We start from the raw sequence: 10,746 nt of genomic DNA on the forward strand, positions 1-10,746 counted from the left end.
GGGGTGCGTTCGCGTCGTATCGCGGTGGACTACGCCTCGCACTCGCCTCATGTGGAGTCCATCCAGGCTGAGCTGGCACAGCTCCTGGCACCGGTGGTACCGCGCAAGCCGGAGATCCCGTTCTACTCGACCGTCACGAACGAAGTCGTCGACAGCGCGGCACTGGATGCGGGGTACTGGTATCGCAATCTGCGTCAGACGGTCGAGTTCGAGAAGACGACGTGGAAGTTGCTCGCCGACGGATTCACGACGTTCATTGAATCGAGCGCTCACCCGGTTCTGACGATCGGTCTTCAGGAGACCTTCGAAGCCGCCGGCGCGGTCGCGGCGCTCGCGGTGCCGTCACTGCGCCGGGACGAAGGCGGCCTGCAACGGTTCCTCCTCTCCGCCGGTCAGGCGTGGGCTCACGGCGTTCCCGTTGACTGGGCCACAGCTCTTCCCGAGCCCCAGCGCCCGCTCGACCTGCCCACGTATCCCTTCCAGCGCACCCGCTACTGGCTTGAGTCCGCCCCCACCACTGGCAACGTGTCCACCGCAGGGCTCACCGCCACCACGCACCCCCTTCTCGGGGCGGCCGTGGCCGTGGCCGGGTCGGAGACGGTGCTGTTCACCGGCCGACTGTCCCTGGCCACCCATCCGTGGCTCGCCGACCACACGGTCGCCGGCACGGTCCTGCTGCCCGGTGCGGCCTTTGCCGACCTCGCCCTGTTCGCCGCGGCCCAGCTCGATGCGGGCGTCGTCAACGACCTGGTGCTGCATGCTCCGCTCGCCCTCCCGGCGACCGGAGCCGTGCAGATCCAGCTCACCGTCCACGGCCCGGACTCCTCCGGCCGCCGTGAACTCTCCGTCCACGCCCGCCCCGAGACCTCCTCCGACGCCGATGCCGCCGAGTGGACCCTGCACGCCCAGGGCCTCCTCGTTGCCGAGGCGCCCGCTCACCCGGCACCCGCAGGCTCCGACTGGCCTCCGGCCGGCGCCACTCCGGTGGACCTCGCCGACGCCTACGGGCGGCTCGCCGACCAGGGATACGAGTACGGTCCCGCCTTCCAGGGCCTGACCGCTCTGTGGCAGAGCGGCGGAACGCTGTACGCCGAGGTCGAACTCGCCCCCGGCACCGCCACCGCCGGGTACGCCCTGCACCCGGCGCTCCTCGACTCGGCCCTGCACCCACTGGTTGTGACCGCCCTGGCCGAGGCCGGCGACGACGGCCTGCGGCTGCGCGTCCCGTACTCCTGGACCGGTCTGACGGCACCCGCCACCGTGCCGTCGGCGCTGCGGGTGACGCTCGACCTGACCGGGGACGACACCGTCCGGCTGCTCTTCACCGACACCTCGGGCACGCCTCTCGGCGGTGTCGACACGCTCACCGTGCGGGCCACCGACCAGGCTGCCCTCGCCGCGCTGCGCACCGACCGGCTGCCGCTGCACCACGTGCGCTGGGAGCCTGTCGAGCTGCCCGTCGCCGAGAGCGCCCCCGACCGGGCCGTGTGGCTCGGCGCCGATCCGGCGGGGCTTCGCGGCGCGCTCGGCATCGCCCAGGAACCGTATGACGACATGCGGGTCCTCGCGGCGGCCGTCGCCGGGGGCGGCACCGCGCCGCAATACATCCTGACGGCCCCGCCCGCCGACGCGGATCCGGGCACGGCCGTGCACCGCCTGCTGGAACTCGTCCAGTACTGGCTCGCCGAGGACGGCCTGGGCGGGAGCACACTCGTCCTCCTCAGCCGCGGAGCCACTGACGGAACGGACCCGGTGGCGGCGGCCATGTGGGGGCTGCTCAGGGTCGTCGGCTCCGAGAACCCGGGCCGCGTCGTCCTGATCGACACGGGCGCCGGCACCGAAACGGCCACCGACACCGCACGCGGCACGCTGTCCGCCCTGGCCGCGGGGGAGCCCGAACTGCTCCTGAGCGGCGGTGCGGCGGCCCGCCCGCGCATCGCCCGGATCCGTCCGGAGCAGGCTGCCGCAGCCATCCGGTTCACCCCGGAGGGCACGGTCCTGATCACCGGCGGTACCGGTGCGCTCGGCGCGCTCTTCGCCCGCCACCTGGTCACCACGTACGGAGTCCGCCACCTGCTGCTCGCCGGCCGACGCGGAGCACAGGCCCCCGGAGCCGACACCCTGCGCGCCGAACTCGAAGCCCTCGGCGCGACCGTCACCCTGGCCGCCTGCGACACCGCCGACCGCGACGCGCTCGCCGCCCTCCTGGCCGCCGTGCCCACCGACCACCCCCTCACCGCGGTGGTGCACAGCGCGGGCGTCCTCGACGACGGCATCGTGCAGGGGCTGACCCGCGAACGCTTTGCGGCGGTGTGGCGGCCCAAGGCCGACGCCGCGCGCCACCTGCACGAGCTGACCGCCGGCCTGGAACTGGACGCCTTCGTCCTCTTCTCCTCGCTCGCCGGCCAAGCGGGCAACGCCGGTCAGGCCAACTACGCGGCCGCCAACGCCTACCTCGACGCCCTCGCCGAACAGCGCCGCACCCAGGGGCTGCCCGCGGTATCCCTGGTGTGGGGCCTGTGGGGCGAGACCTCGGGCGAAGGCACCGGGCTGGCCACCCGCCTCGACGCGGCGGGCCTGGCCCGAGCCGGACGCGGCGGCCTGCTGCCGCTGTCCGCCGCCGAAGGGCTCGGACTGTTCGACGCGGCGCTCGCCGCCCCGGCCCCGGTACCGGTCGTGGCCCGCTTCGACGCGGCGGCACTGCGCGCCCAGGCCGAGGCGGACACCCTGCCGGACCGGCTGCGCGGCCTGGCCCGTACGCCCGTCCGCCGTACCGGCGGTGCGCAGACCTCGGCCGAGACCGGGCTCACCGACCGGCTGACCGGCCTGGCCCGCCCCGCACAGGAGGAAATCGTCCGGGAGTTGGTCCGTACGACCATCGCGGTCGTGCTCGGCCACGCCGACACGGACCGGATCAAGGACTACGTGTCCTTCAGATACCTGGGCTTCGACTCACTGACCGCCGTCGAACTACGCAACCGGCTCGGCGCGGCCACCGGCCTCGTCCTGCCCTCCACCCTCGTCTTCGACCACCCGAACCCCCGCGAACTCACCGAGTACATCCACAAGCTGGCCGAACCCGCCGTCGACAGGCAGCCCGTACTCGCCGACCTGGAGCGGCTCGAAGCCTCACTCGTGGGCCTGGCCGCCGATGCCGGCGGCGACGAGCTGCGCCGCACCGTCGCGGCCCGGATGGAAGAGCTGCTCGCCGGCTGGGCGGCAGCGGAGGACGGCGCGGCGGCCCGGGACGCCGCCGACATCGAGTCCGCCTCCGCGACCGAGCTCCTCGACCTGATCGACCAGGAGTTCGGCGGGAGCTTGTAGCTCACGAGCCCGTGTCCGGCCGTAGCACCCGAACCGACCGACCCTTCACCACAGAACGGAACCGGAACCCCATGACCAGCCTCAGCACCTGGAAAGAGCTCATCGCCGGCGACACCGACGAGGTCGTCCTCGCCGTCGACTTCGACGCGACCGGCCGTGGCGAGGCCCGTTTCAGCGACTTTGTCCCGCTCCTCGGAACCGGCTTCACCGTCTGGGAGACCCTTCCCGCGGCCGTGGCCTCCCGCCCCGACCTGCCCGCCGACGCGTACGTCAAGCAGTGGGTCGACGAGGTCCGCACCAGCGGCAAGCGGGTCAAGGCCGTCCTGGCGTTCTGCGCGGGCAGCGTCTACGCGGCCGCCATCGCCGAGGAGGTCGAGAAGCGGCAGGGCTCCTTCCCGCAGACGATCCTCTTCGACCCGGAGCGGGCCGCGGCCGCCAGCATGTACTGGCAGTTCCACAAGGCCGTCGGCCAGATGGAACCCGCTGTCGGCGCCGCCGAGGTCGGCCGCGTCCAGGACTCGGCACAGCGCGCTCAGGAGACCTGCGTGAGCCTCGGCGACCTCGCCCGCCGGCTCCTCCTGCTCTACCACGCCCTCGCCCAGACGGCCTGCGACAAGCTCGGCCTGGACGACCGGCGCCGTGCGGAGATGACGGAGACCGCGGGCGCGTTCCTCACCTATCTCTCGACCGCCGAGCAGATCGAACCGGCGGCCGCCTGGCTGCGCTCCACGGCCATCACCTCGGCCACCGCGACCAGCGGACTCAACGGGTTCCGCCTGCTCAACCCGGACCACAAGGCCGCCCTCGTCGCGGACGAGCTCCGCTTCGACACCCCGCACGTGGAGCTGCTCAGCAGCCCCGTGGTCGCCCAGGCCGTCACCGAGCTCCTGCTCGCTTCCTGACCCCGCGCGCACGGCCGGCCGTACTCCCTCTCCCAGGTCACAGACAGGAATCCGGAATGCTCACCTCAGCCCAGACCCCGGGGAACGGCCCGGCCCACGCCGTACTCACGGCGGCCAGCCGCAAGGAGCAGGCGCTGTGGCTGCTCGAAAAGCTCGTCCCCTCCGGTGCCGTCAACAACCTCTCGGTCGTCTTCACCACCGAGGAGCCGCTCGGGGAGTGGGAGCTGCAGCAGACCCTGGACGCCCTGGTACGGAGGCACCCGGCGCTGCGCACGGTCTTCCACGGTACGGACGGCGGACTCGTCAAGCAGACCGTCCCGGCCGACCGATTCGCCGCCACCGTCAGCACCATGACGGTCGCGGCCGGCGGCACCGAAGCGGCGGTGGCCGCGCTCGTCGCCCGGCCCTTCACGTTCGACGGGCAGCCGCTGCTGCGCGCCGGGCACCTCCAGGGCCCGGAGGGGGACGTCTTCTGCCTGGTCGTCCACCACATCGTCTTCGACACCGTCTCCGCCGCGATCCTGCTCGACGAGTTCACCCGCGTCTACGAGGCCGTCGCCGCCGGCCTCGACGTGCCCGAGGACCTCGCCGCCCCCCAGCCGGCCCTCGCCACCGCCGCCCCCACCGACGAGAGCCTCGCCTACTGGCGCGAGCACCTGAGGGGCTTCGACCCCTCGGCCCTCGGACTGGACTGCGGCACCGAGGACCGGCCCGACCCCACACTGACCGGCGACTCGGTCCTGCACACCCTGTCCGCCGAGGCCCACGAGGCCGTCAGCCGCCTCCAGCGGGAGGTACGGGCCCCCGAAGCCGTCGTCCTCCTCGCCGCCTACTACCTGCTGCTCGCCCGGCACGGCGCCGGACCCGACCTCGTGGTCGGCTCGCCCGCCAACGTCCGCCCCGCCCACGCCGCCGGAACCGTCGGCTACCACGTCAACACCCTCCCCCTGCGCGCCCGGGTCGACATGGGCGCCGGTTTCCGGACCCTGGCCGCCGAGTCCCGGGAAGCCTTCTTCGGCGCCATCACCCACGCCGACGTGCCGGTGGACATCCTGCTTCCGGAGATCGAGCACACCGGCGCGACTTGGCGCAACACCGTCTTCCGGCACCTGTTCAACTACGTGCCCAACGCCGGGCAGACCAGCTTCGACATCGACGGCGTCCCCGCCCGGCGGCTGCTCGTCGAGAACGGCTACAGCAAGTTCGACCTGGAGTTCTTCTTCCTCGCCTCGCCCGAGGAGATCCGGATCCGCGGCGTCTTCTACACCGAGGTCCTCTCCCGCGACGACACCGAGTTCCTGCTGGAACGCTACGACGCCCTGCTCGTCGCTCTGGGACAGGACCCCGACCGCCCCCTCGGCGAACTGCCCCTGCACGGCCCCCGGGACCGGGCCGCCATCGACGCCGCCAACGCCACCGGCACCGAGGTCACTCCCGCCACCCTGCTGGAGGCCGTCGCCGCCACGGCCGCCGCCACCCCCGGCGCGGTCGCCGTCGAGGACGGCGAACAAACCACGACCTACCAGCAGTTGTGGGACACCGCGCTCGCCGACCGGGACCTGCTGCGCGCCGCCGGAGCCCGCCCCGGCGACATCGTCGCGCTCGCCGCCCGGCGCGGCCCGCAACTCGCCGCCGCCGTCCTCGGAGCCTGGCTGGCGGGCACCGCCTACCTCGCCCTGGACCCCGACCACCCGGCCCAGCGCACCGCCTACCTGCTGGAGGACTCCGGCGCCGCCGTGGTCCTCGCCGCGCCCGGCATCGACGTGGCCGCCGGTTCCACCGTAAGCGTGCGGCCCATGGCGGCCGTGGCCCCCGCCACGCCACCGCGGGCCACGGAACCGACCGTCGAGGAACCGGTGGACCTCCCCGGCCCCGACGCCACCGCCTTCCTCATCTACACCTCGGGCTCCACCGGCAAGCCCAAGGGCACCGTCATCACCCACCGGGGCGCCGCCAACGTCATCCACCACTTCCGCCAGGAACTGGGCGCCGGTGCCGCCGACGTGACGCTGTGGCTGACCACCTTCACCTTCGACATCTCCGCCCTGGAACTCTTCCTCCCCCTCGTCACCGGCGGCCGGATCGCCGTCGCCCCCGAAGCGGCCCGCAGCGACGGCCAGGCCCTCCTCGAACTCCTCGAACGCCACGACGTCGGCATCATCCAGGCCACCCCCACCACCTGGCGGCTCATCGCGGACAAGGCCGGCCACCGGCTGGCCGGCCGGCGCGGCGTCACCGGCGGTGAGCCGATGCCGCCCGCGCTCGCCCGCCGTATCACCGCCGCCGGCTGCACCCTGCGCAACGCCTACGCCCCCTCCGAGACCACCATCTACTCCACTTGCGGCACTGTCCCCGACGGCGCCACCGCCATCGACATCGGCCGCCCCATGAACAACACCCGGGCCTTCGTCACCGACCGGGACGGGCGCGAACTGCCCGTCGGCGTCCGCGGCGAACTGTGCATAGCCGGCACCGGGGTCGCCCTCGGCTACCACGGCCGCCCCGACCTGACCGCCGAACGCTTCGCCACCCACCCCGAACACGGCCGCTACTACCGCACCGGCGACCTCGCCTGCTGGCTCCCCGACGGGCGCCTCGCCCTGCACGGCCGGGCCGACCGCCAGGTCAAGCTGCGCGGCAACCGCATCGAACTCGGCGAGGTGGAAGCCGTACTCCTGGAACACCCGCGGGTGCGCGGAGCGGCCGTCGTCGTCGACGAGGACGCCCCCGGCGGTCCGCTGCTCGTCGCCTTCGTGGAGCCCGCCCAGGACACCGGCCCGGCGGCCCTCGCCGACCTGCTGTGGGAACACGCCCGAGCCGGTCTGCCCGGCGCCGCCGTCCCCCAGGAATTCCTGGCCGTCGACACGTTCCCGACCACCGTCAGCCAGAAGACCGACTACCTGGCCCTCAAACGCCTCGCCGGCCGGCTCCGCAGCGAACGAGGCACGGACACCGGCGGCACCTCCCACCAGGGCGACGAGCTCACCGTCGCGCTCATCGCCCTCTGGCAGCAACTCCTGGAACGCACGGACGTCGACGCCGACGCCAACTTCTTCGCGCACGGCGGCCACTCGCTGCTCGGCGCCCAACTCGTCCAACGGGTCGAGGACACCACCGGAACGACCCTCGCCATGGCCGACCTGTACGCCGACCCGACACCCGCCCGGCTCGCGGCCCGCATCCGCAAGACGAACAACCAGTGACGCACCACCCACAAGGGAAGGGGGAGACATGACGACCGCGACCGGCGAAGACGCCAGGCTGCTCGACTACCTCAAGCGGATGACGATCGATCTGCGCGAGGCCCGGCAGCACATCAGGGATCTGGAGGACCGGCATCACGAGCCGATCGCCGTCGTAGGCATGGCCTGCGCCTACCCGGGAGGCGTCGCCGGGCCCGAAGACCTGTGGGAGCTGGTCGCCTCCGGCACCGACGCCGTCGGAGACTTTCCAGCCGACCGGGGCTGGGACCTCGACGCCCTCTACGACCCCGACCCCGAGACCCCTGGCACCTGCTACACGCGCCACGGCGGCTTCCTGCCCGAAGCGGCCTCCTTCGACGCCGGGCTCTTCGGGATCACCCCCAAGGAAGCCCTCACCATCGACCCCCAGCAGCGACTGCTGCTCGAACACGCCTGGGCGGCCGTCGAACAGGCCGGCATCGACCCCCGGTCCCTGCGCGGCAGCCGCACCGGGGTCTTCGTCGGCGTCATGTACAACGACTACGGCGCACGGCTGAACCCCGCCCCCGAGGGTTTCGAGGGCTACATCGGCAGCGGCAGCGCGGCCAGCGTCGCCTCCGGCCGCATCTCGTACACCCTCGGTCTGCACGGTCCCGCCCTCACCGTGGACACCGCCTGCTCCTCCTCCCTGGTCTCCCTGCACCTCGCCGTCCAGTCGCTGCGCCGCGGAGAATGCGCCTCCGCCCTCGCGGGCGGCGTCACGGTCATGGCCACCCCCACCGTCTTCACCGAGTTCGCCCGCCAGCGGGGGCTGAGCACGGACGGCCGCTGCCGGTCCTTCTCCGCCGAGGCCGACGGCACCGGCTGGGCCGAGGGCGTCGGCGTCCTCTACCTCGAACGCCTCTCCGACGCCCGGAAGGCCGGGCACCCCGTCCTCGCCGTCATCCGAGGCAGCGCCGTCAACCAGGACGGCGCCAGCAACGGCCTGACCGCCCCCAACGGTCCCGCCCAGGAGCGGGTCATCCAGGAGGCCCTGGCCGACGCCCGGCTCACCCCCGGCGAGGTCGACGCCGTCGAGGCCCACGGCACCGCCACCACCCTCGGCGATCCCGTCGAGGGCCAGGCCATCCAGGCCGCCTACGGCCCCGGACGCGAGCCGGGCCGCCCGCTGCGCCTGGGCTCCCTCAAGTCCAACATCGGGCACAGCCAGGCCGCCGCGGGCGTCGGCGGTGTCATCAAGACCGTCATGGCCCTGCGCAACCAGCTCCTGCCGCGCACCCTGCACGCCGAGAACCCGACCCCCCACATCGACTGGAGCTCCGGCAGCGTCGCCCTGCTCCAGGAACCCGTCGCCTGGCCGTGCGACCCGGCGCGTCCGCGCCGCGCCGGAGTCTCCTCCTTCGGCATCAGCGGCACCAACGCCCATGTGATCGTGGAGGAGGCCCCGCAGGAAGACGTACGCCCCGCCGTGAGCGGCACCGCCGTCGCCTGGCCGCTCGCCGCCCGGACCCCCAAGGCCCTGCGCGACCAGGCCGCCCGCCTCGCCGCGCACCTGCACCGCACCCCCACCGCCCCCGTCGACGTCGCCCACACCCTGGCCACCGGCCGCACCCCCTTCGCCCACCGGGCCGTACTCGTCGGCACCGAGCCCGCCCAGCTGATCCAGGGCCTGGAGAAGCTCGCCCGAGGCGCCGGTGCCGCCGGCCTCACCAAGGGCGCCCCCGACCCGGCCGCGAAGGCACCGCTGGCCGTGGTGTTCTCCGGGCAGGGCTCCCAGCGGCCCGGAATGGGCGGCGAGCTGTACGCCCGCTTCCCCGCGTTCGCCCAGGCCTTCGACAAGGTCTGCGCGGAGCTCGACCGCCACCTCGACATCCCCCTGCGTACGGTGCTCCTCGGCGAGGACCCGGCGGTCGACGGCGAACTCGTCCACCAGACCGCTTACACCCAGGCGGGCATCTTCGCCGTCGAGGTGGCCCTGTACCGCCTGCTCGAACACTTCGGCGTCACCCCGGACTTCGTCTCCGGCCACTCCGTCGGCGAACTCGCGGCCGCCCATGCCGCCGGTGTCTGGTCGCTGTCCGACGCGGCGGCCCTCGTCGCCGCCCGCGGCCGCCTCATGCAGGCCCAGCCCGGCGGCGGCGCCATGCTGGCCGTCGAGGCGACCGCCGCCGAGGCGGAACCGCTCCTCGTGGGCCGGGAGCACGAGGTCTCCCTCGCCGCCGAGAACGGCCCCTCCTCCGTGGTGCTCTCCGGTGACCCCGAAGCCGTACGGGAGATCGGCGCCGTCTTCACCGCGCAGGGCCGCCGCACCAAGCTGCTCAAGGTCAGCCACGCGTTCCACTCCCCGCACATGGAGGGGATGCTCGCCGAGTTCGAGACCGTGGCCAAGCAGCTCATCTACCAGCGGCCGAGCATTCCCGTCGTCTCCAACCTCACCGGGGACGTCGCCGGGGACGAACTCCTCACCCCCGGCTACTGGGCCGACCACGTCCGCCGCCCCGTCCGCTTCGCCTCCGGTATCCGCCGGCAGGTCGAACTGGGCGTCGCCACCTTCCTGGAGGCCGGCCCGGACAGTGTCCTGACCTCGATGATCACCGAGATCCTCGCGGACACCCCCGACAGCGCCCGCGCCGGTGTCATCGCGCTGGCCCGCCGCGACCAGGAGGAGCCCCTCGCCTTCCTGGCCGCCCTGGCCCGCCTGCACGTCGGCGGCCGCTCCGTGCACTGGCCGGCCGCGACGGCCGGCTCCGCCCCCCGTACGGTCGCCCTTCCCCCGTACGCCTTCCAGCACCGCCGGTACTGGCTCGACGAGGTCGCGCCCCGGATCACCGCCGACCCCGGGCGCGCCCGCACCGATGCCGCTGTGCGGGTGCCCGCGGACGAGGCCCCCGAGGACAGCGCACCGTCCACCGAGGCCCGGCTGGCGGCGGCCCCGGCGACGGACCGCCCCGCGCTCATCCTGGCCACTGTGCTGGAGGTCGCGGCCGAGGTGATGGGCCTCGACTCATCGTCCGAGGTGAACGTCGAGACCCCGCTGCTGGAACTGGGCTTCACCTCCCTGATGGCGGTCGACCTCCGCAACAAGGTCATGGAGTCGACCGGTGTCGACCTGCCCGCCACGGTCGTCTACGACCACCCCACTTTCGAAGCGCTGGCGAGCTATGTGGACTCGCTCATGAACACGGATCGAGGCTGAACCAGATGAACGAGTCCATGGCCATTGCTGTTGTCGGTATGTCGTGCCGTTTCCCGGGTGCTGAGGGTGGGCCGGGGGAGTTTTGGGAGGGGCTGGTCGGTGGGTTCGATGCGGTGGGTGAGGTGCCTTCGGATCGTTGGGA

The 10,746-nt window shown here is 73.2% G+C and carries 5 protein-coding genes; all 5 read left to right on the plus strand.

From position 1 onward, the window contains the following. Positions 1 to 3,324: SDR family NAD(P)-dependent oxidoreductase (locus tag B082_RS36970; protein WP_037711174.1), on the plus strand; the 3,324-nt coding region annotated here is incomplete at its 5' end. 71 nt (positions 3,325 to 3,395) lie between these two features. Beyond that, on the plus strand, positions 3,396 to 4,226 hold the full coding sequence (locus tag B082_RS0129545; RefSeq protein ID WP_018555410.1) for a hypothetical protein: 831 nt from the start codon (positions 3,396 to 3,398) through the stop codon (positions 4,224 to 4,226). Positions 4,227 to 4,282: 56 nt separating this feature from the next. Next, positions 4,283 to 7,429 (plus strand): non-ribosomal peptide synthetase, encoded by a 3,147-nt coding sequence (locus B082_RS0129550; protein WP_018555411.1) that lies wholly within the window; start codon positions 4,283 to 4,285, stop codon positions 7,427 to 7,429. Positions 7,430 to 7,457: 28 nt separating this feature from the next. Continuing rightward, positions 7,458 to 10,604, plus strand: a complete 3,147-nt coding sequence (locus B082_RS0129555) for a type I polyketide synthase (RefSeq protein WP_018555412.1) — start codon at positions 7,458 to 7,460, stop codon at positions 10,602 to 10,604. A gap of 17 nt (positions 10,605 to 10,621) precedes the next feature. Next, positions 10,622 to 10,746: beta-ketoacyl synthase N-terminal-like domain-containing protein (locus tag B082_RS40565; protein ID WP_420707704.1), on the plus strand; the 125-nt coding region annotated here is incomplete at its 3' end.

It is taken from the genome of Streptomyces sp. ATexAB-D23 (assembly GCF_000373645.1).
Classification (GTDB): Bacteria; Actinomycetota; Actinomycetes; order Streptomycetales; family Streptomycetaceae; genus Streptomyces; species Streptomyces castrisilvae.

What these genes read in the sequence shown, in the direction of transcription:
- B082_RS0129545 (WP_018555410.1), top strand. Translation starts at nt 3,396, where the DNA reads ATGACCAGCCTCAGCACCTGGAAAGAGCTCATCGCCGGCGACACCGAC.
- B082_RS0129550 (WP_018555411.1), top strand. Translation starts at nt 4,283, where the DNA reads ATGCTCACCTCAGCCCAGACCCCGGGGAACGGCCCGGCCCACGCCGTA.
- B082_RS0129555 (WP_018555412.1), top strand. Translation starts at nt 7,458, where the DNA reads ATGACGACCGCGACCGGCGAAGACGCCAGGCTGCTCGACTACCTCAAG.